The sequence below is a fragment of the Pseudomonas sp. CC120222-01a genome, from assembly GCF_003097235.1.
Taxonomy (GTDB): Bacteria; Pseudomonadota; Gammaproteobacteria; order Pseudomonadales; family Pseudomonadaceae; genus Aquipseudomonas.
Window position 1 is genome coordinate 28,818 of sequence record NZ_QEQQ01000029.1, and the last position, 20,933, is coordinate 49,750.

Consider the following 20,933-nt stretch of genomic DNA (forward strand, 5'->3'; position numbering starts at 1 on the left):
TAAAGCCGCCGGCCGCCCATGGCCGGGATACTGGACCCTGCCATGCTACGAATCACCGAACTCAAGCTGCCCCTGGACCATCCCGACGAAGCCCTGCGTGAAGCCATCGTCCAGCGCCTGGGCATCCGCGACGAGCAACTGCTCAGCTTCAACCTGTTCAAGCGCAGCTACGATGCGCGCAAGAAGAACAGCGAGCTGCTGTTCATCTACACCATCGACCTTGAAGCCAGCAACGAAGCCGAGCTGCTCAGCAAGTTCGCCGACGATCACAACATTGGCGTGGCACCTGACGTCACCTACAAGTTCGTCGGCCAGGCTCCGGCCGACCTGCAGGAGCGCCCGATCGTGGTCGGTTTCGGCCCGTGCGGTATCTTCGCCGGCCTGCTGCTGGCACAGATGGGCTTCAAGCCGATCATCCTCGAGCGCGGCAAGGAAGTGCGCCAGCGCACCAAGGACACCTGGGGCCTGTGGCGTAAAAGCGTGCTCAACCCCGAGTCCAACGTACAGTTCGGCGAAGGCGGCGCCGGGACATTCTCCGACGGCAAGCTCTACAGCCAGATCAAGGACCCGAACCACCACGGCCGCAAGGTCCTGGAAGAGTTCGTCAAGGCCGGGGCGCCGGACGAGATCCTCTACATCAACAAGCCGCACATCGGTACCTTCCGCCTGACCGGCATGGTCGAGCAGATGCGCCAGGACATGATCGCCCTCGGCGCCGAAGTGCGCTTCCAGGAAAAGGTCACCGACCTGCTGATCGAAGACGGCCAACTGACCGGCGTGGTGCTGGAAAGCGGCGAGCAGCTGCACTCGCGCCATGTGGTCCTGGCTTTGGGCCACAGCGCCCGCGACACCTTCCGTATGCTGCACGCCAAGGGCGTGTACATGGAAGCCAAACCGTTCTCGGTGGGCTTCCGTATCGAGCACCCACAAACGCTGATCGACAAGGCGCGCCTGGGCAAGTACGCCGGCCACCCGAAACTCGGAGCCGCCGACTACAAGCTGGTGTACCACGCCAAGAACGGCCGTTCGGTGTACAGCTTCTGCATGTGCCCGGGCGGCACCGTGGTCGCCGCCACCAGCGAGCCGGGCCGCGTGGTAACCAACGGCATGAGCCAGTACTCGCGTAACGAGCGCAACGCAAACTCCGGCATCGTCGTCGGCATCGACCCCGAGCGCGACTACCCGGGCGGCCCGCTGGCCGGCATCGAGCTGCAAGAGCGCCTGGAAGCCCACGCCTACGTCATGGGTGGCAGCAACTACCAGGCACCGGCGCAGCTGGTGGGCGACTTCGTCGCGGGCAAGCCGTCCACCGCACTGGGCAGCGTCGAGCCGTCGTACAAGCCGGGGGTGACCCTGGGTGACCTGGCGCCGAGCCTGCCGGACTTCGCCATCGAGGCCATCCGCGAAGCGCTGCCGGCGTTCGACCGCCAGATCAAAGGCTACAACCTGCATGATGCGGTGCTGACTGGCATCGAGACGCGCACCTCATCGCCACTGCGCATTACCCGTGGTGCGGACTTCCAGAGCCTGAACATGAAGGGGCTGTTCCCGGCAGGCGAAGGTGCAGGTTATGCCGGGGGGATTCTTTCGGCGGGTGTGGATGGTATCCGTATTGCGGAAGCCGTGGCTCGCGACATCCTCGGCCTGTAAAGCTACTGGCCTCTTCGCGGGCACGCCCGCGAAGAGGCCGGTGCAGGAAAACAAAAAACCCCGAACAGGCCTGGCCCGTTCGGGGTTTTTATTTGCCGCGACGATCAGTGCGAAACGCGGCTGGTACCGTCAACGGTCATGATGCGCACGCGGTCGCCAACGCGGAAGATTTCGTTCTGCTGCACGGCCTGCACATAAGCGCGCATGCTGCCATCGTCTTCACGCACAGTGATTTCCACGCCTTGGGTACGGGTCAGGCCTTCCTCGGCAGCGGAACCTGCCAGGCCACCGGCCACTGCACCAATCACGGCGGTGACGATGCTGCCACGGCCACCGCCAATGGCGCTGCCGGCCACGCCACCGACGATGGCGCCAGCACCACCGCCGATCGGCGTCTTGGTGCCTTCGATCTTGACTGGGCGCAGGGATTCGATGGTCCCCATGCGCACGGTCTGCACGCGACGGGCTTCATCACGGGAGTAGCTGTCACCGGTCAGGCTCGAGGCACAGCCACCGAGCAGCAGCGACATGGTGGTGAAAGTCGCCACCAGCAAAGCGGATTTACGCATGGGTACAATCTCCAGAAAACAGGTGTCCATTAGACGCCGCGCGTTGACGGCTGTCACGGCGCCAGTACAAAAAATTTATTTCCATTCAGCCCCTGTACAGCCTTGATGGACAGTAATGCGGGCGTTACAGCTCAGACCAAGGATAGCCACGGATTACTTCATCAGTTGTGAAGAAGTGTTGGCTTGAGGAGGGAATGGGGCTGCCTGGCAGCCCCAAGGTGTCACGGTGCCAGGCGCTCGCGCACCCACTGCCCGTCGACCAGACGGTAGTTCAGACGGTCATGCAACCTGCTGGCCCGGCCCTGCCAGAACTCGATCCGCTCAGGCAGCAAGCGATAGCCACCCCAATGTTCCGGGCAATGCGGCTGGGTATCGGAGAAGCGTGCCTCGGTGGCCTTGACCAGGCCTTCGAGCTCCTCACGATTGGCAATGACACGGCTCTGCGGCGAAGCCCAGGCCCCCAGGCGGCTGCCCAGCGGGCGCACCTGGTAGTAGTCATCGGACTCCTTGGCCGTGACCTTCTCCACTCGCCCTTCGATCCGCACCTGGCGCTCCAGCGCCGGCCAGAAGAAGGTCATGGCAGCGAACGGGTTGGCCAGCAGCTGCTGGCCCTTGGCGCTGTCATAGTTGGTGAAGAAGGTGAAACCACGGTCATCGAGGCCCTTGAGCAGCAGCACACGACAGTGCGGGCGACCCTCGCCATCGACTGTGGCGAGGGTCAGGGCGTTGGCCTCCACCGGTGGCTGCTCGGTCTTCACCGCGTCGGCAAACCACTGGTGGAACAGAGCGAACGGCTCACCCGGCGCCTGGGCTTCGGCCAGGCCATCACGGGTGTAGTCGCGGCGCATATCGGCCAGGGATTGGGTCATGGCTGCGTTTCCTTGACGATCAGTTGGTCTTCGCAGGGCTGTTGGCGGCTACTTTCTTGTCGGTGGTAGCGGCTTTCTTGGCGGCAGGCTTGGCTGGCGCGGCTTTTTTCTTGGCGGTGGTCTTCGCCGCAGGTTTGGCAGCGGCCTTCTTCGCAGCAGGCTTGGCGGCTGGTTTCTTGGTCTCGACAGGCTTGGCGGCAGGGGCCTTGGCATCCTGCACGGCAACCATCGAAGCCGGGGTTGCTACCGGAGCTGCCTGTTGGTACTTGGCCAGCAGGGCAACCATGGTGTTCTGCGGCGTCAGCAGCATTTCCACGCGGCGGTTCAGGGCACGGCCTTCAGCGCTGTCGTTGGCGGCACGCGGCATTTCCGAGCCCATGCCCTTGAGCGACAGACGGTCACGCTGCAGGCCACTCAGGCGGAAGATCGCCGATACCGAGGCGGCACGCTCCAGGCTCAGTTTCTGGTTGGCGGCGGCTACACCGCTGCTGTCGGCATGGCCGAGTACCAGCACGGCAGTCTTCGAGTCGCCTTCGACGGCCTTGGCCACGCGGGTGATCGGGGCCAGGGTCATCGGCAGCAGCATGTTCGGGCGATCCGGGTTGTACGAGCTGTCGACCGGGATGGTCACCACCAGCACGTTGTCGCGGCGCTCCAGCTCCAGCTTGCTGTCCTTGACGGCTTCACGCAGCTTCGGCTCGTACTGGTCCAGCCAGGCCTGGGTGGCCTTTTCGTCGATCTTCGGCACTACCGGCCCTTTGGCCTGCTTGTCGTCACCGCCGAACGGCCACCACCAGTGGCTCGCGCCCTCGGACTTGGCATCGGCCTTGGCGACTTTCTCGGTAACCGCCGCTTTCACTTCCTTGTCGGCAACCTGGTCCGAACCGAACGGCCACCAGCTGCTACCGCCGTCCTTGGAAGCGTCCTGGGAGTGGCTGGCGCAACCGGTCATAGCGGCCAGGCACAGGGCGAGAGCTAAGGTTTTATGTGAAGACATCAGCGATACACCATGAAATTGAAAGATATTTTGCCAACGCACTTCAGGCGTTGGCATTGAGGATAGTCAAAGGGGTTGCGTAATACCCGCTTTACCCGATCAAAGGCAAGTGCCAAGCACGCGTACCAGCTGCTGGGCTCTTGGATCCATGAGCACGTAAGGGCCGAGGGTATTGACCACGAAGCCGAATGCCACGTCGTGCTCCGGGTCGGCGAAACCGACCGAGCCGCCAGCGCCTGGATGGCCGAAGGCACGGGCGCCGAGGCCGAAGGTGGCGTTGGCCACGTCGGGCTGGTCGAGCATGCAACCCAGGCCGAAGCGGGTCTGGGTCAACAAGGTACGGTCCTGGCCGAGGCTATGTTCGCGGGTCAGTTCGTCGAGCAGTTCGGATTCGAGCAGGCTGCCGTCGAGCAGGCCTGCGTAGAAGCCTGCCAGGCTGCGTGCATTGCCGTGGCCATTGGCTGCTGGCTGCTGCATGCGCCGCCATTCGGGTTTGTTGGTGCTGGTCAGGATGGCCGGCGGGTTGGTGAAGGCGCGAGTCGACAGTGCCTCGGGTTCACGCATGGTCACCTGCAGCAGGCGCTGGGCTGCGGCATCACCCGGGTTGCCCTTGCCACGGGCAATATGTGCCACTCGGTGGAACTCTTCGTCGGCCAGGCCGACGTGGAAGTCCAGGCCCAGCGGCCGGGCGGTACGGGCGACGATCGAGTCACCCGGGCCACGGCCATCGGCGCGGCGGATCAGTTCGCCGATCAGCCAGCCGTAGGTAATGGCGGCATAGCCGTGCTCGGTGCCGGGCACCCACCAGGGCGTTTCGGCGGCCAGGGCATCGACCATGGTCTGCCAGTCATACAGGGCTTCAGCCGGCAGCAGCTCGCGGATGGCCGGCAGGCCGGCACGGTGGCTGAGCAACTGGCGCAGGGTGATGTTCTGCTTGCCGGCCTGGGCGAACTCCGGCCAGTAACGGGCCACCGGGGCATCCAGGGCAAGCTTGCCCTCGCCCACCAACTGCAACGCGGTCACGGCGGTGAAGGTCTTGGTGCAGGAGAACAGGTTGGCGATGGTATCGCTGTGCCAGGCCTGCTGGCCGTCCTTGTCGGCACTGCCTGCCCACAGGTCGACCACGGTCTCGCCACCAACCTGGATGCACAGCGCAGCTCCACGCTCCTGGGGATCTTCGAACAATGCCGCGAACGCTTCACGCACCGCTTCGAACTTCAGCTCATAATGACCCTGAATCTGCACCCGCTGCTCTCCGTACGACCATGCTGACAAAGGCGTGCATTGTTTCAGTAGTTGCTGGTTTTGCCTACTGGGCAAGGCCGGATGGTTGGTGAAGAAACTGCAGTGTCATCTGTGCCAGGGGCGCTGAGCGCCCCCGGTAGACATTCAGGGGGCCTTTTTCTCCAGCTCGACGCGCAACTGACCAACGGCCTGCAGGTTGCTCTTGCGCACCGCCTCGACGAACCCGGGGTACGCCACATCGGTGATCGCCACCAGGCCCAGATGGCCGTTCTCGCCATCGAGCAGGCGCCCGCTGGCCGGTTGGTCGAGGTACTGGAACCAGTGCGCGCCCACGATCATCGGCTGTGCCAGGGCGGCCTTGAGGAAGTTGCCATAGGCCGGCCCGCGGTCCTCTTCCCTGGCGACTTCCACCGGCCCTGGCCAGAACGGCCCACGGTCGCGGGAACCGAACTGGAACTCGGACACCAGCACCGGCTTGTCGATTTCAGCCAGACGGGCAAAGTCATAGCCATCCTCGGGCTTGAGGGTATAGAAGTTGAAACTCAGGACATCGCAGAACTCGGCGCAGGCCTTGACCGCTTCCGGTGTGCTCACGGCGTAGCGGCCGCCCAGCAGCAGGTGGTTGGGTGCATGCCATTTCAGTGCATCGGAAATGGTCTTGAAGTAGGTCTCAGCGAATACCTGCTGGAAGTACTGGTAATCACGCTCGATTTCCGGGTGCTCGGGGTTGGGCAGAGGCGCCTCGAAGCCTGGGTCTTCCATCAGCTCCCAGGCCTGCAGGTCGATGCCCCAGGCCTTGGACAGCCCCTCCTGGTTGCGATACTTGTCGCGCAGCTGCTTGAGGAAGGCGCGCTTGGCCGGCACGTCGGTGGTCAGGCGCAAGGTACCGTAGGCCAGGCCGTAACGCGCCTTGGGGTCGTTGCCGGGCGCGGCCCAGGCCAGTTCGTTGTCGGCGAAATAGCCGATCAGCCAAGGGTCGTCACGGTGATCGCGTGCTGCAATCGCCACGGCACGCTCGGTGGCCATGGCAAACCGTGGGTCGAACGGATCAGGCATGCGGCCCCACCAGTCCATGCCGGTGCTGATGCTGGCATAGTCACCAACGATCGACAGCGGCAAGGTGTAGGGCATGCGTTTGGCCTGACCGATGGCCGGGTCACTCCAGTTGCCCAGTGTGTTGAAGCCCCAGGCCTGCAGGCGGTCCAGCGTGTGAGCCTGCCAACGGTCGGCATCCAGCGCCAGCGGTGGGCACTCGGGTGGGGCTTGCCCTTCCACGGCTGGCGGGCACGGTTTGCCATAGGTGCGCTGGATGTTCGCGGCGTAGAAGTCGAACCAGCGCCCCTGCTTGAAGCTGCGCCCTTGCGACGAGGCGTTGCCATCGTCGTTGTTGCCTTCACCATAAAATGCCGTCAGCACGTCGCCTTCACCTGGCAGGGCCTTGAACATCCCCTCGCGGCCAGCAACATAGGTACGCCCGCCATCGGCGGCCACGGCATTGACGCCCAGCGAGTAGAACGGGTGCCCTTCCGGTGTGACCAGATACCAGCGGCCATCGCGCTTCTCGGTGCGGAAGAAGCCCTTGGCTGCGAACGCTGGCCCGGCCAGCAAGCCCCCGTAGCTATCCAGTTGCTGCTTCTGACGGTCAGCCAGCCAGCTCTTGAGCTGCTGCTGTTCACGCGTGTCAGCAGCCTTGAGCTGATCGTCACTGACGATCAGCTCGGGCCAGTTCCCCCGGGTGGACTGGCCGTAAGCATCGATCAACTCGTGGTAGGCCGCCTGGTAGGCCTGGTCGTCGTCCTGGATGCCGACCTTCTCGATCAGCAGGTTCTGCGCCACCTTCGGGTTGGGTATGGTCAGGCTGACAGATACCACCTGCTTGAGGTCTATCTCACCGGCACTGCTGGTCAACAGCAACCGCTGCCCTTCATGGACCCATGGCATCGGCGGGCCTGCACGCATGCCCTGGCTCAGCGGCGAACTGGCCTTGAGCGGCACCATGACGGTTTGCGCAGGCCCGGCAGGCAGGTCGATACGGCTGGTCAGCGTGCGCCCATCGCTGCCGAGCAGCGTGACGTCGACGGTCAAGGCCCAGTCCTGGGCGCTTTGCATGCGTAAGGTAAGGAACTGCCCAGCCGACCAGTCCCACACGCCGCTCTGCGGGCTCAGGCGCAAGGTCGGCCTTTCGACCGGATTGAACACCACCCGCCTGAGCACCTCGCCCTCGGCCGTCTGCTCCGCATTGTACTGCGGCATGCCGGTGCCTTCGGTCGCCACATTGACCACCGAGGCCGGGCGGACGAAGCTGAACAGCGTCTGTTGCCCGGCCAGCAAAGGCGTGCTGAACAACAGTGTGAAAACCACGGGCAAGGTGTGGCGGATCATAGGGCTGGGGCTCTCCTTCCAGGCCCTCATGGGCCCGCGACTGAGTAATGGACAACGGGCCGGCGCATCGTGCTCCAGCCGTCAGGAAATCTCCCGCCGGAAAGGCGGTAGCGCATTGAGAATAGCCTTGCCGTAGCGCTGCGTGACCAGACGCCGATCCAGCAAGGTGATGACGCCGCGATCCTGCTCGGTACGCAGCAGGCGACCGCAGGCCTGGATCAGCTTTAGTGAGGCATCGGGCACGGCAATCTCCATGAACGGGTTGCCACCACGGGCTTCGATCCATTCGGCCAGGGCTGCTTCGACCGGGTCGTCGGGCACGGCGAAGGGAATCTTGGCGATGACCACATGCTCACAATAGGCACCTGGCAGGTCGACACCCTCGGCGAAGCTGGCCAGGCCGAACAGCACGCTGTGCTGGCCATCGTCGACCCGTGCCTTGTGCTTGTTCAGGGTTTCCTGCTTGGACAGGTTGCCCTGGATCAGCACCAGCTTGCGCCAGTCGCGGTCCAGGCCGTCGAACACTTCCTGCATCTGCTTGCGTGAAGAGAACAGCACCAGCGCACCACGGGCATCTTCAACGATGCTCGGCAGTTCTCGGATGATTGCCGCAGTGTGTGCCGCCGCGTCGCGCGGGTCGGCCTTGAGGTCGGGGACCCGCAACAGGCCGGCATCGCCGTGCACGAACGGGCTGGGCACCACGCAGGTGACGGCATCGCGGGGCAGCCCCGAGCGCATGCGGAACCGGTCGAACTTGCCCAGTGCGGTCAATGTGGCCGAGGTCACCAGGGCGCCATGGGCGACGCTCCAGAGGCTGCGGCGCAGCATCTCGGCGGCAAGAATCGGGCTGGCATTGACCTCGATGTCGAACAGCGCGCCGCTTTCGGCCAGGGTCAGCCAACGCGCCATCGGCGGGCTGTCTTCCGGGTCTTCGGCGGTGAACGCGGTCCACAGCTCCCAGTTGCCCTGGGCACGGGTGACCAGGCTGCCGAACAGCGGATACCACTCCTCGGCCTGGTGGCTGGCGATGCCGATGTTGACCTCACCGTCCATACCTTCCTTGAGCAGGTCGGTCAGACGAGTGAACAGGTCATTGAGGCGGGCGAAGCCCTTTTTCAGCTCGATGCCGACTTCGCGAATCTGCTCCGGCACCACACCGCCCTCGAAGCGGTAGCGCGGGCGCTCTCGGCCTTCGGTGTCCTCGCTGGGGCGGAAGTCGGCGACCTGCTCACACAGGGTGAACATGAACTGCTGCTGGGTGCGCACTTCCCGCGCCAGCTCCGGCACCTGTTCGATGTACTTGCCCAGGTCGCCCGGCAACGGGTGTTGGGCCAGCAGCTTGGTGAGGTTCTTGGCGGTCTGCTCCAGCCAGTCGGCAGTGGAGCGCAGCCGCGAATAATGAGCGAAGTGGCCGATGGCCTTGTCTGGCAGGTGGTGGCCTTCGTCGAACACGTACATTGTGTCGCGCGGGTCGGGCAGCACCGCACCACCGCCCAAGGCCAGGTCGGCCAGGACCATGTCGTGGTTGGTAACGATCACATCGACCTTGCCCATGCCTTCGCGAGCCTTGTAGAACACGCACTGCTGGAAGTTCGGGCAGTGGCGGCCGGTGCATTGGCTGTGGTCGGTGGTCAGGCGCGCCCAGTCCTGGTCCTCGATGGCCTCCGACCAGCTGTCGCGGTCGCCGTCCCAGCGGTTGCCGGCGAGCTTTTCGATCATGCTGTTGAACAGCTTCTGGCTGCGCTCGTCGACCTCGATGTGGAAGCCTTCTTCCTCGAACAGCTGGGCTGTGGCCGACTGCGCGTGGCCCTCCTGCAGCAGGATGTCGAGCTTGGACAGGCACAGGTAACGGCCGCGGCCCTTGGCCAGGGCGAAGCTGAAGTTCAGGCCGCTGTTGCGCATCAGGTCCGGCAGGTCCTTGATGACGATCTGCTCCTGCAAGGCCACGGTCGCAGTGGCGATCACCAGGCGCTTGCCGGCGGCCTTGGCGGCCGGGATCGCGGCCAGCGCGTAGGCGACCGTCTTGCCGGTACCGGTGCCCGCCTCCACTGCAACCACGGCAGGCTCGCCGGCGCGGCGGCCTTCGTCGTCACAGGCGATATCGCCGAGCACCTTGGCCACTTCGGCGATCATCAGGCGCTGGCCGTACCGCGGCTTGAGGCTCTTGGCTTCGAGAAAACGCGTGTAGGCGCCCTGGATGGTGGCTTTGAGTTCGTTGCTGATCATGATCTGCAGGCGCCCGGAGGGCTGGATATATTTTCAGTGTTTCGCATGGGGCGGCTATCATACCCCGCTATTGCCCTTTGTGCCGCATGGAGATCCGGATGCTTGCCTTTGCCCTGCCCTACACACTGCATGTCCTCGCCGCCCTGGTATGGGTCGGCGGCATGTTCTTCGCCTGGCTGGTGCTGCGCCCGGCAACGGTTACAGCCCTTGAAGGGCCTGCCCGCCTGCGGTTGTGGGTGGAAGTTTTCCGACGCTTCTTCGTCTGGGTCTGGCTGGCCGTGGCGATTCTGGCGATAAGTGGTATCGGCATGTTGCATGTGCGCTTCACCGGCTTCGAGACGGCGCCCAAATATGTGCAGGTGATGATTGGCGGCGGGATTGCCATGTTTGCGCTGTTCATGCGCATCCAGGCACTGCTGCTGCCGGAGCTGAAGGCGGCTGTGCAGGCCGAGGACTGGCCGGCAGGCGCCGCCGTGCTGGGGCGCATTCGGCGGATGGTGGGGATCAACCTGCTGCTTGGCCTGGCGGTCGTCGCAGTGGCCAGTTCACGACTGCTGATGTGATGTTGCAGGTGCCGGCGATGGGCCGGCACCCATTATCAGAGGCGCTGCAGGATCAGTTCACCCTCGGCGCCGGCCAATCCAGGCTGCCCCTCCTGCCCGGGCCGGCCATTGGCCCCGGCATCGGTGCGATACACCAGGCAACCCTTGCTCGCCCCGCCTTTACCGGCCTTGCCGGCAGCCCCGGCCTTCCCCGGCGCACCGCCTTCCAGACGTACCACCACGCGCTCCTGCGGGAAGCCCTGCGGCAGGCTCAGGCGAACCCGCCCGCCACGCGCACCGTCATGCCCGTTGCCACCATCATCGCCATTCGCCCCTCTGCTTGCCTGGCCCCAGGCGCAGCCTCCCGCTTGGCCATTGGCGCCATCTAGGCCCATGTAGCCTGGTGCTCCGGCGCCACCGCGGGCATCGATGGCCAGACGCTCGGCATCGACCTCGGCAAGCTTCAACTCCAGGCTGCGCCCAGAGCGGGCAGCGCGTTCATAGGTGCCGGGCGCTCCTGGCGCGCTGATCTCGCTGCCCTCGCCCAGCACGGCACTGCGGACATCGATGAGCAGCGGTGCTTCGGCGGGCGCAATGGCAATCCGCGCATCGCGCCCCAGTTGCAGATGATCGACCTTCAGCTCGGTCAAAGTAGCCGGCAGCAGCAAGGTCGCCGAGTCCGCCACTCGCAATTGCTCCAGGTGCACGCTGGCCGATTTGTTCGGCAGGCGCAGCATGGAATGGGGGGCAACCTCCAGGCTCTGTGCCTGAGCCATGGGCGCGGCCAGCATCGCCAGCAACATCAAATTACGCATGGCGAGGTGCCTCCTGCGGACGGGGAATGGACATGACATGAAAGATACCGGTCAACAGGATCTGCAGCCGGTCGAACCAGCGATGGCTGCGGCCACGCAAGCTGCCATTGAAAAACAACACTTCAAGAAAATGCAGGCTCAGCACAAAAATGCCCAAGGCATTGATCAACAGATTCAACGGCAATGGTTGCGGCATCATCAGGTTGAACAGCACCACGCCCCAGAACGCCACGGTCAGGACCTTGCCCAGGCCCAGGATGAACTTCATACCCCGCCCCTACGTGTCTATTTATTGTTATGTCTGCGCGGCCCGAGCAAGCGCGCCGCGCAGCCAACACTACCTGCATGCCCGAGCAGGCGCCAGCGCAGTCAGTTGAGGTGCAAGTCCACCCGTCGGTTGTGCGCACGCCCTTCATCGGTGGCGTTGTCGGCGATCGGCTCATGGGCGCCACGGCCTTCGCTGGTCACCTTCTGCGGTGCCAGGCCCTGACGGATCAGGTACTCGGCGACGCTGGCAGCGCGGCGTTCGGAAAGGGCCTGGTTGTAGCTGTCGGAGCCCACGTTGTCGGTGTGCCCGACCACCTTGATGCGCGTGACCCCCAATTCGTTGAGGCGCGGCAGCAGGCTTTTCAGGCGCTCCTCGCTACCCGGGGTGAGGTCGGCGGAGTTGAAGGCGAACATCACCTGGCCCTGGTCATCGAGGGTGATCACCTCGGGTTTGGGCTCCGGTGCAGGCTGGGACGGTGGGTACTGCGGCAGCGGGCAACCCATGTTGTCGACCGGGGTGTTGGCGGGGGTATCGGGGCAATAGTCACGACGGTCGAACACGCCGTCGCCATCCTCGTCGCCATCCTGGGCATAACAGATCAGCCCGCCGGTGATTGCGCCAAGGGCACCGAGGCCAGCCGCCCAGCTGGAGTTTTCGATGGCGCCAAGGCCACCCCCCACTGCACCACCGAGCAGGCTGCAGATGGGCCAAGTCCTTTGATTGAGCGGCGCACTGCCATCACTGTGGGTGGCGCAGCCTGCAAGCAGGCTGCTCACCAACAGCAACGGCATCGCCGCCTTCGACATTACACTCATGATGAATGCTCCTGTGTCATCGGCCGCAACCGGCTAGCAGGATTAAAGACGCGCCCGCGCCACTTCTCAAGGCGCGGGCGCCGGGACGTCAACGCTGGATCTTGATTTCGGTACGACGGTTCATGGCACGCCCCTCGGCCGTGGCATTGTCCGCCACTGGCTGGGTTTCGCCTGCACCTACCACCGAAATGAAGCTGGCGCGAGGCACACCGCTTTCGATCAGGTAGTCGGTTACCGCGTGGGCACGATGCTCGGACAACTTCTGGTTGTACTTGTCGGAGCCGACGCTGTCGGTGTGGCCGGTCACGCTCAGACGGGCGCTTGGGGCCTCTTGCTTCAGGCGCGTGGCAACCGTGTTCAGGCGCTCCTTGTCGGCCGCAGTCAGGCGCGAGGAATTGAATTCGAAGTGCACATCACGAATGACGATCACTTCTTCCTTCTGCACCACCACTTCCTCGACCACAGGCGCGGGCTCAGGCGGGCAGCCATTGGCATCGACCTTCACGCCGCGCGGCGTATGCGGGCACTTGTCACGGCTGTCCGGCACGCCATCACCGTCCTCGTCGCCATCGCCGTGAGCCCAGCAATAACCCGCCGCCAGGCCACCACCGAGCAGCGCGCCCCAGCCAGCCCAGCTGGAGCTCTCGATGGCGCCCAGGCCGGCACCGGCGACGCCCCCGACGGCAGCACACTTCGGCCAGTCGGTTTTTTGCAAACCTGCACAACCAGTCAACACACTGGTGAGCAGTACCAGGGGTAACGCTGTGCGTACTATGCTCATTTTCGTAGCTTCTCCTAGGGGAATCGGCATAAGACCGATCTCTGGGAGTAAAGACCGCGCAATTGATCCCTGCCAGCAATAAGCCACGACACGGCCACTTACCTCTATGCCGGCGGACAGCAGCCCGCTAGTCTTGGATGACTTGAACGAGGATTGGCAATGACCGACGGTTTTTCCCAGCGCACCCCGCAACAGGCTCTGGCCGCCCTGCTAGAGCGCTTCACCCCGCAGCGCCTGCTGCTGGTGGGCACCCGCTTCCCGGCCCTGGATGCCTTTGCCCAGGCTCACCCCCAGGTGACCATCGAAACCTGTGCGCCGGGGCCATTGCCGGCAGCGCTGGCGGCCCAGCGCTTTGACCTGGCGGTGCTGGTGGACTGCCTGGAACACTTGCCCAAACGCACCGGCCTGCAACTGCTGGGCGGCATCCGCAACCTCAATGCCAGCCGGGTTGCGGTGCTGGCCGACCTGCCCGCCTGTGGCTGGCAAGACACCGATTTCTTCTCCCTGGCATTGTCGGCCAGCGAGAAATTCCGCCGTGATGAGCAGGTGTTGAGCTTGTTCACCTATGATCTACATGACTACAAGCAGGTCCCGGACTGGCTCAACGCCAAGTTCTGGGCCAACCCTGAAAACTTCGGCAAGTATTGGTGGTGATGATGAGTGTCTCGGTTTGCCCTTGTGGCAGCGGCAACCTGCTCGACGCCTGCTGCGGGCATTACCATGCCGGCACCCCGGCCCCCGACGCCCAGACGCTGATGCGTTCGCGTTACAGCGCCTATGTGCTGGGGTTGGTCGACTACCTGGTCGCCACCACCCTGCCGGCCCAGCAGGCGGAGCTGGACCGCGCCGCCATGGCAGCCTGGAGCGCTCAGAGCACCTGGCTGGGGCTGGAGGTGGAAAGCGCCGAAGTGCTCGGTGGCCAGCCTGAACACGCCTTCGTGACCTTCACTGCCCGCTGGCATGACCAGGAGGGCGACCACCAGCACCGCGAGCGCTCTGCTTTCGTGCAGCACGAGCGACGCTGGTACTTCATCGACCCCACCGTCGCGCTCAAGGCCGGCCGCAACGACCCCTGCCCCTGCGCCAGCGGGCAGAAATTCAAGAAATGCTGCGCCAGCTACGTCGGTAACTGAGCATGATCGCCGCCACCCGCCTGCTCTTGCTCAGCACCCTGCTGGCGCTGCTGGCGGGCTGTGCGAGCTGGGGCGACGACGACTCGCGTGAGCCGGAGCTGCACCTGGACAAGGTGGAAACGGTGAAGGCGCGGCTGCTGCAACAGGAATTCGTCCTGCACCTGCGTGTCGACAACCCCAACGACAGCCGGCTGTTCATTCGCAACCTGAACTATTCGGTATGGCTCGACGACCTGCTGCTGGCGCAGGACGAAGTCAGCCTATGGCGCAGTGTCGGCGGGCATGCCCGGCGTACGTTCAAGATCACGGCGCGGACCAACCTGTGGCAGCACCTGAAGCCATTGGCCAAGCTGCTCAAGAGTGGCCAGCCGCTGCATTACCGCCTGCAGGGCGAGCTGGAGACCGGGCTGATCTTCCATCAGGACCTGCACTTGTCGCGCAGTGGTGAGATAATCCCCGGCGATCTCATACCGGAGTAACCCTGCAATGACCCAGCAACCCCATGTTCATGGCCCAGACTGCAACCACGGTCACGATCATCATGATCACGACCACGGCCATGTACACGGCCCGCACTGCAACCACAGCCACCAGGAGCCGGTGCGCAACGCCCTGAAGGACGTTGGCCGCAACGACCCGTGCCCGTGCGGCAGCCAGAAAAAGTTCAAGAAGTGCCACGGCGCTTGATGCCTTGAACGCGGGTACCTGCAGCAGCGATGACGGCGCTGCAGGTACCGCTTGTAAATAAAGCTCCACCGCACCTTGCACGGCGCCTGCGCGCTCACTACCTTAGCGCCTTTCGAACCCCGCCACGCCTTGCAGGAGCCCTTGTCATGGCCGCCCCCGTCCTTCCTCCCTTCCGCCCGCGGTTCACCACCGCCGCCACGTTGCTCGGCATGCTCGGGCTCGCCGGCTGCCAGATGGGTGGCTATCAGGACAGCGTGCCACCGACCACCGGCGTGCAGCCGCTCAAGGGCCTGGCGCAGAACGTCTCGGTCCGGCGCAATGCCATGGGCGCCCCGCTGATCGAAAGCAGCAGCTTCCATGACGCCCTGTTCACCCTCGGCTATGTACATGCCGGCGATCGTATCGAACAGATGCTCGCCATGCGCCTGCTCGCCCAGGGCCGCCTGGCGGAGTTGGCCGGCAGCGAAGCGCTGGATATCGACCGGCTGATGCGCGCCGCCAACCTCAAGCAGAGCGCCGCCCAGCAGTACGCCGATGCCTCGCCACGCCTGAAGCGCTTCTTCGAGGTGTATGCCCGCGGGGTCAACGCCTACCTGTTCCGCTACCGCGACAAGCTGCCGGCCGAGCTGGCCAGCAGTGGCTATCGCCCGGAGTACTGGAAGCCTGAAGACTCGGCACTGATCTTCAGCCTGTATGCCTTCAGCCAGTCGGTAAACCTGCAGGAAGAACTCAGCGCCCTGACCCTGGCGCAAAAAGTCGGCAACGACAAGCTGCCCTGGTTGCTACCCGGCGCGCCGGACGAGCCCCTGGCTGAGGCCGAGGTGGACAAGCTCAAGGGCCTGAACCTGAGCAGCCAGCTGCCAGGCCTGCCGGCACTGGCGGCGGCCAGCCAGAAGCTCGCCGACCTCGACCTGCTCGGCAGCCCCGGTTCGGCCAACCTGGCGCTGGGGCCGCAGCGCAGCCGCAGCGGCAAGAGCCTGCTGGCCAGCGACACCCGCGCAGCCTGGGCCCTGAGCCCGGTGCAGATCCACACCGGCAAGTATCAGGTCGGCGGCCTGTCACTGCCGGGCCTGCCCATCGTGCTGGCCGGCTACAACGGCAAGCTGGCCTGGAGCAGCAGCGCGGTGATGGCCGACAACCAGGACCTGTACCTGGAACAGCTGCGCCATGCCGGCAGCCAGGTGACCTACCTGGCCGACGGCAAGTGGCTGCCGGCCCGCGCCCGCAGCGAAACCTTCTTCGTCCGCGGCCAGCGCCCAGTGCGCGAGGTGATGTACGACACCCGCCACGGCACCCTGCTGCCCCAGGCGGGGAACCCCAGCCTGGGCCTGGCGTTGAGCCTGCCGCAGCTCAAGGGAGACCGTAGCCTCGATGCGCTGTTTGACCTGACCCGCGCACAGAACATAGAGCGCGCCTTCGACAGCACCCGTGAAGTCGCCACTGCGGCGCTCAACTTCGTCTTCGCCGAGCCCGAGCACATCGGCTGGCAAGTCAGCGGCCGCTACCCGAACCGCCGTGAAGGCCAGGGCCTGCTGCCGTCGCCGGGCTGGGACGGGCGCTACGACTGGGATGGCTATGCCGACCCGATGCTGCACCCCTATGACCAGGACCCACCGGCCGGCTGGATCGCCCACGCCAACCAGCGCAGCCTGCCGCGTGGCTACGGCATGCAGCTGTCCAGCACCTGGTACTACCCTGAGCGCGCCGAGCGCCTCGGCCAGCTGGCCGGCAACGGCCGCCACGACAGTCGCAGCCTGATGGCCCTGCAGAACGACCAGGTGACGCTGCTGGCCGACAAGCTCAAGCAGATGTTCGACGCCCCAGGCATGGCCCAGCCGCTCAAGCGGGCAATCGACGCCCTGCCTGCAGCCCAGCGTGACAAGGCGCGCGACGCCCTGGCACGACTGAAGGCCTTCGATGGCCGCCTGAGCCCGGTGTCGGCGGATGCGGCGCTGTACGAGCTGTTCCTCCAGGAAGTCACCCGGCAGACCTTCCTCGACGACCTCGGCCCCGAGTCGAGCCCTGCCTGGCAGGCCTTCGTCAGCAACGCCCGCTTGTCGTACTCGGCCCAGGCCGACCATCTGCTGGGCCGCGACGACAGCCCGTTCTGGGACGATCGCAACACGCCGCAGAAAGAAGACAAACCGGCCATTCTCGCCCGCAGCCTGGCCGCTGCCGTGGATGCCGGCACCGCGCAACTGGGCAGCGACCAACGCGCCTGGCAGTGGGGCAAGCTGCACCAGTACCGCTGGCCGGCCCCTGCCTACCACGGCCTGGGCGATGCACTAAGCCGCTCGCCGATGGCCGCAGGTGGCGACTTCAGCACCCCGGCCCTGACCCCTTACGCCTGGGGCAGCAATTTCGACACCCGCCTGCCGGCCTCGGCCCGGATGATCGTCGACTTTGGCCAGACCGAACCGCTGCAGGTGCTGACCAGCAACGGCCAGTCGGGCAACCCGGCCAGTTCGCACTACAGCGACGGGCTGGACGCCTGGTTCAAGGGGCGGTTCATGAGCCTGCCGCTGCAGCCGCAGAACTTTGGGCGGGCCTATGGCAGCCAGCGGTTGACGCTGGTGCCGGGCCGCTAGTGAAAAAAAAAGCCGCCTGGACTGGCGGCTTTTTGTTTCGTGGTGGCGTCAAGCAGTGACGACAGAGAGTTCGATTCGCTGACCGAGCACATGCAATGCATGCTCGACCTGCTCAATCTTGGAACGATGCAACAGATCCACCAGGCGATCGACCTGAGGACGATTGACGCCCAGCCGCCGTGCCATCTCTGTTTTGCTCACTTTCTGTTCAATCATGCTGTTCCAGAGGGCTGCCTTGGCCGCCGTCAGTGCCGGCAAACGTACGACAGGCTGATCAGCCGATCGCATCGCAGGCAGCGGTATCGCAATCTTCTGGTCAACATAGAACGAAAGCGCGGACTCCATGGCGTCTACAGCATCGAACAGGGCTTCTTCCTCGGTATCGCCTGCACTGGACATCTCAGGTACATCCGGGCAACTGATCCAGACACTGCCCGCCTCTCGATGAATGATTACTGGATAGTCGAAGATCATTGTGCTCCCTTAAGAATGCAGCATTTTTGTTGCGCCAATCAATGGAGCCCATAGTTAACCGCGAATGCCGCGTCTGCATTTCTGTATGCCGTGTAGTCCATTTCCTTCAATCAAACCGCCCGAACTTCCTTACCCTCCCATCGCTCCTAACAATTACTCCCGGCAACCAGCGCACCCAAGCCATGGACCTCGTCATCGCCCGCCCCGAAGGCCTGTACTGCCCGCCCGGCGACTTCTACATCGACCCCTGGCGCCCGGTCGAGCGCGCTGTCATCACCCACGGCCATGGCGACCACGCCCGCACCGGCAATCAGCACTATCTGACCGCCGCCCCCGGTGCCGGCATCCTGCGCAGCCGCCTGGGCCAAGGCATCGACCTGCAGACCCTGCCCTACGGTGAGCGCATCCAGCATCACGGCGTTACCCTCAGCCTGCACCCCGCCGGCCATGTACTGGGTTCGGCACAGGTGCGTCTTGAGTACCAGGGCGAGGTCTGGGTCGCTTCGGGTGATTACAAAGTCGAGCCGGACGGCACCTGCGCGGCCTTCGAGCCCGTGCGCTGCCATACCTTCATCACCGAGTCCACGTTCGGCTTGCCCATCTACCGCTGGCCCAGCCAGGCGGATATCTTTGCCGGGATCAATGCCTGGTGGCAGAGCAACTGTGCGCAAGGCAAGGCCAGCGTGCTGTTCTGCTATGCCTTCGGCAAGGCTCAGCGAATACTCCACGGCCTGGACCCGGACATCGGGCCAATCCTCGTGCATGGTGCCGTCGAGCCGCTGAATCGGGTCTACCGCGAGGCCGGGGTGCACCTGCCTGCCACCGACTATGCCGGGGATATCCCCCGCGGCGACCCGCTAATACGCCAGGCTATTGTCCTGGCGCCACCTTCAGCCGCCGGCAGCAGCTGGATGCGCCGATTCGGCGAATACAGCGATGCCTTTGCCAGCGGCTGGATGCTGTTGCGCGGTACCCGGCGACGGCGCGGCGTGGACCGTGGCTTCGTGCTGTCCGACCACGCCGACTGGCCGGGGCTGCTGTGGGCCATCGCCCAGACCGGGGCCGAGCGGGTCATGGTCACCCATGGTTCGGTCAATGTGCTGGTGCGCTACCTCAACGAACAAGGCCTGGATGCCCGCGCCTTCGTCACCGAATACGGCGAAGAAGACGATATCCCCGCCACGGAGCCTGGGGCATGAAAGCCTTTGCCGAACTGTACCTGCGCCTGGATGCGACCACCTCCAGCAATGCCAAGCTCGAAGCGTTGCGCGACTACTTTGCCAGTGCACCAGCCGAGGATGCCGCATGGGCCGTGTATTTCCTGGCGGGCGGGCGGCCTCGCCAACTGGTGCCGACCCGCGTACTGCGCGAGCTGGCCACGGCATTGGCGGGGCTACCCGAATGGTTGTTCGAGGAGAGCTACCAGGCCGTCGGCGACCTGGCCGAAACCATCTCGCTGCTGTTGCCAGAAGCGCCTGCAACCGGTGATGACGGCTTGGCCCACTGGGTCGAGGCCCATCTGCTGCCCTTGCGCGGCCTGCCGGCCGAGGAGCTCCAGCAACGCCTGCCCCCTTTGTGGGCACAACTGGACCGCCCCAGCCTGATGCTGTGCCTGAAGCTGATTACCGGCAGCTTTCGCGTTGGCGTGTCCAAGCTGCTGGTCACCCGGGCACTGGCGCAGTTGGCGGGCCTCGATGCCAAGCGCGTGGCCCAGCGCCTGGTCGGCTACACCGACACTGGCCACCGCCCAACGGCCGCCAGCTATCAACTGCTGATCGCCGCAGAATCCGCTGATGAACATAGCCAGCGTGGTGGCCAACCTTATCCCTTCTTCCTCGCTCACGCCCTGCAGGCCCCGCCCGAGCAGTTCGACGCCCTGCTGGGGCCGCCCACTGCCTGGCAGATCGAATGGAAGTGGGATGGCATCCGCGCTCAAGTGGTCAAGCGTGATGGCCAGTTGTGGGTCTGGTCACGCGGCGAAGAACTGGTCACCGAGCGCTTTCCCGAGCTGCACGGCTTGGCCGAAACGCTACCGGACGGCACGGTGCTCGATGGCGAGATCCTGGTCTGGAAACCAGGTGTCGATGCCGGGGTACCGGCCGTGCAACCGTTCGCCGTGCTGCAACAACGCATCGGCCGCAAGACGCTGGGCAGGAAATTGCTGGCTGACGCCCCGGTGGTGCTGCAAGCCTACGACCTGCTGGAATGGCAAGGCGAGGACTGGCGCAGCCGGCCACAGCATGAACGGCGCCAGCAATTGCAGCGCCTGGTGGCCGAGCATCCTTTGGCCCCCCTGCTGCTTTCACCGCTGCTCACCGGCAACGACTGGAGCGATCTGGCCCGGCAACGCGAGCAGTCGCGCAGCCTGGGTGTGGAGGGCTTGATGCTCAAGCAGCGTGATGCCCTGTACGGCGTGGGCCGGACCAAGGATATGGGCCTGTGGTGGAAATGGAAGATCGACCCGTTCAGCGTCGATGCGGTGCTGATCTATGCGCAACGCGGCCATGGCCGCCGTGCCAGCCTCTACAGCGACTACACCTTCGCAGTGTGGAACGCCCCAGCCGGCACGCCCGACCGCACGCTGGTGCCCTTCGCCAAGGCTTATTCCGGGCTCAGCGACGAAGAGATGCGCAAGGTGGATGCGATCATTCGCAAGACCACCGTGGAAACCTTCGGGCCGGTACGTAGCGTCACCCCGACGCTGGTCTTCGAGCTGGGCTTCGAGGGCATCGCGCTGTCCAAACGCCACAAGAGCGGCATTGCCGTCAGGTTTCCGCGGATGTTGCGCTGGCGCCTGGACAAACCGGTCGATGAAGCCGACGACCTGGCAAGCCTGCAGGCATTGTTGGTCTGAAAGAAAGCAACAGGGTGAGGCACGATAACGGAAATTAT

Annotated in this window: 20 protein-coding genes; 9 read left to right on the forward strand and 11 right to left on the reverse strand. The window is 64.7% G+C overall.

The features are described 5' to 3' along the window. Positions 1-42: 42 nt before the first annotated feature. Positions 43-1,650 carry an NAD(P)/FAD-dependent oxidoreductase gene (locus N430_RS25925; RefSeq protein ID WP_110639630.1) on the forward strand — a complete coding sequence of 536 codons (1,608 nt, stop codon included), beginning with the start codon at positions 43-45 and terminating at the stop codon, positions 1,648-1,650. Between the two features lie 104 nt (positions 1,651-1,754). Here the strand turns inward: N430_RS25925 and N430_RS25930 are convergent, their stop codons facing one another. From N430_RS25930 to dinG, 6 genes are all read right to left on the reverse strand, one after another. Next, a complete protein-coding gene (locus N430_RS25930) occupies positions 1,755-2,219 on the reverse strand; it encodes a glycine zipper 2TM domain-containing protein (RefSeq protein WP_054885828.1) in 465 nt (154 codons plus the stop codon). A gap of 221 nt (positions 2,220-2,440) precedes the next feature. Next, the gene (pdxH, locus tag N430_RS25935; protein WP_110639629.1) at positions 2,441-3,088 is read right to left on the reverse strand and encodes a pyridoxamine 5'-phosphate oxidase; all 648 of its coding nucleotides are present in this window, start codon (positions 3,086-3,088) and stop codon (positions 2,441-2,443) included. A 19-nt stretch (positions 3,089-3,107) separates the two neighbouring features. Beyond that, positions 3,108-4,085, reverse strand: a complete 978-nt coding sequence (locus N430_RS25940; protein ID WP_110639628.1) for an OmpA family protein — start codon at positions 4,083-4,085, stop codon at positions 3,108-3,110. 99 nt (positions 4,086-4,184) lie between these two features. After that, positions 4,185-5,330: a serine hydrolase domain-containing protein gene (locus N430_RS25945; protein ID WP_110639627.1), complete on the reverse strand. Its 1,146-nt coding sequence runs from the start codon at positions 5,328-5,330 to the stop codon at positions 4,185-4,187. A gap of 144 nt (positions 5,331-5,474) precedes the next feature. Continuing rightward, complete coding sequence (locus N430_RS25950; RefSeq protein WP_110639626.1) at positions 5,475-7,712, reverse strand: beta-galactosidase; 2,238 nt, start codon at positions 7,710-7,712, stop codon at positions 5,475-5,477. Positions 7,713-7,793: 81 nt separating this feature from the next. After that, entirely contained in the window at positions 7,794-9,938 is a 2,145-nt protein-coding gene (gene dinG / locus N430_RS25955; RefSeq protein ID WP_110639625.1) for an ATP-dependent DNA helicase DinG, read from the reverse strand. Positions 9,939-10,036: 98 nt separating this feature from the next. On the opposite strand from dinG, the gene N430_RS25960 reads away from it, so the two are divergent. After that, complete coding sequence (locus N430_RS25960) at positions 10,037-10,501, forward strand: CopD family protein (protein ID WP_110639624.1); 465 nt, start codon at positions 10,037-10,039, stop codon at positions 10,499-10,501. A 35-nt stretch (positions 10,502-10,536) separates the two neighbouring features. On the opposite strand, the gene N430_RS25965 is transcribed toward N430_RS25960, so the two are convergent. The 4 genes from N430_RS25965 to N430_RS25980 all read right to left on the reverse strand — a co-directional run bounded on the left by N430_RS25965 (position 10,537) and on the right by N430_RS25980 (position 13,159). Next, positions 10,537-11,295 (reverse strand): collagen-like protein, encoded by a 759-nt coding sequence (locus tag N430_RS25965; protein WP_110639623.1) that lies wholly within the window; start codon positions 11,293-11,295, stop codon positions 10,537-10,539. Continuing rightward, a complete protein-coding gene (locus N430_RS25970) occupies positions 11,288-11,563 on the reverse strand; it encodes a DUF1145 domain-containing protein (protein ID WP_085675253.1) in 276 nt (91 codons plus the stop codon). Before N430_RS25970 ends, N430_RS25965 begins: the two co-directional genes overlap by 8 nt. Positions 11,564-11,664: 101 nt before the next feature. Beyond that, a complete protein-coding gene (locus tag N430_RS25975; RefSeq protein WP_110639622.1) occupies positions 11,665-12,378 on the reverse strand; it encodes an OmpA family protein in 714 nt (237 codons plus the stop codon). A gap of 88 nt (positions 12,379-12,466) precedes the next feature. Beyond that, the gene (locus N430_RS25980) at positions 12,467-13,159 is read right to left on the reverse strand and encodes an OmpA family protein (RefSeq protein WP_110639621.1); all 693 of its coding nucleotides are present in this window, start codon (positions 13,157-13,159) and stop codon (positions 12,467-12,469) included. Positions 13,160-13,318: 159 nt separating this feature from the next. On the opposite strand from N430_RS25980, the gene N430_RS25985 reads away from it, so the two are divergent. From N430_RS25985 to N430_RS26005, 5 genes are all read left to right on the forward strand, one after another. After that, on the forward strand, positions 13,319-13,813 hold the full coding sequence (locus N430_RS25985; RefSeq protein ID WP_110639620.1) for a DUF6231 family protein: 495 nt from the start codon (positions 13,319-13,321) through the stop codon (positions 13,811-13,813). Positions 13,814-13,815: 2 nt separating this feature from the next. Beyond that, entirely contained in the window at positions 13,816-14,292 is a 477-nt protein-coding gene (locus N430_RS25990) for a YchJ family protein (protein ID WP_110639619.1), read from the forward strand. Between the two features lie 2 nt (positions 14,293-14,294). Continuing rightward, positions 14,295-14,771 carry an LEA type 2 family protein gene (locus N430_RS25995; RefSeq protein WP_110639618.1) on the forward strand — a complete coding sequence of 159 codons (477 nt, stop codon included), beginning with the start codon at positions 14,295-14,297 and terminating at the stop codon, positions 14,769-14,771. A gap of 7 nt (positions 14,772-14,778) precedes the next feature. After that, the gene (locus N430_RS26000) at positions 14,779-14,979 is read left to right on the forward strand and encodes an SEC-C metal-binding domain-containing protein (protein ID WP_110639617.1); all 201 of its coding nucleotides are present in this window, start codon (positions 14,779-14,781) and stop codon (positions 14,977-14,979) included. A 146-nt stretch (positions 14,980-15,125) separates the two neighbouring features. Further along, a complete protein-coding gene (locus N430_RS26005; protein WP_110639616.1) occupies positions 15,126-17,567 on the forward strand; it encodes a penicillin acylase family protein in 2,442 nt (813 codons plus the stop codon). 48 nt (positions 17,568-17,615) lie between these two features. Here N430_RS26005 and N430_RS26010 read toward each other — a convergent pair whose 3' ends face one another. After that, a complete protein-coding gene (locus N430_RS26010; RefSeq protein WP_371922799.1) occupies positions 17,616-18,041 on the reverse strand; it encodes a type II toxin-antitoxin system HicB family antitoxin in 426 nt (141 codons plus the stop codon). A gap of 182 nt (positions 18,042-18,223) precedes the next feature. On the opposite strand from N430_RS26010, the gene N430_RS26015 reads away from it, so the two are divergent. Beyond that, on the forward strand, positions 18,224-19,240 hold the full coding sequence (locus tag N430_RS26015; protein WP_110639615.1) for a ligase-associated DNA damage response exonuclease: 1,017 nt from the start codon (positions 18,224-18,226) through the stop codon (positions 19,238-19,240). Next, positions 19,237-20,895, forward strand: coding sequence for an ATP-dependent DNA ligase (locus N430_RS26020; protein ID WP_110639614.1), 1,659 nt, complete (start codon positions 19,237-19,239; stop codon positions 20,893-20,895). Before N430_RS26015 ends, N430_RS26020 begins: the two co-directional genes overlap by 4 nt. Positions 20,896-20,933 lie beyond the last annotated feature (38 nt).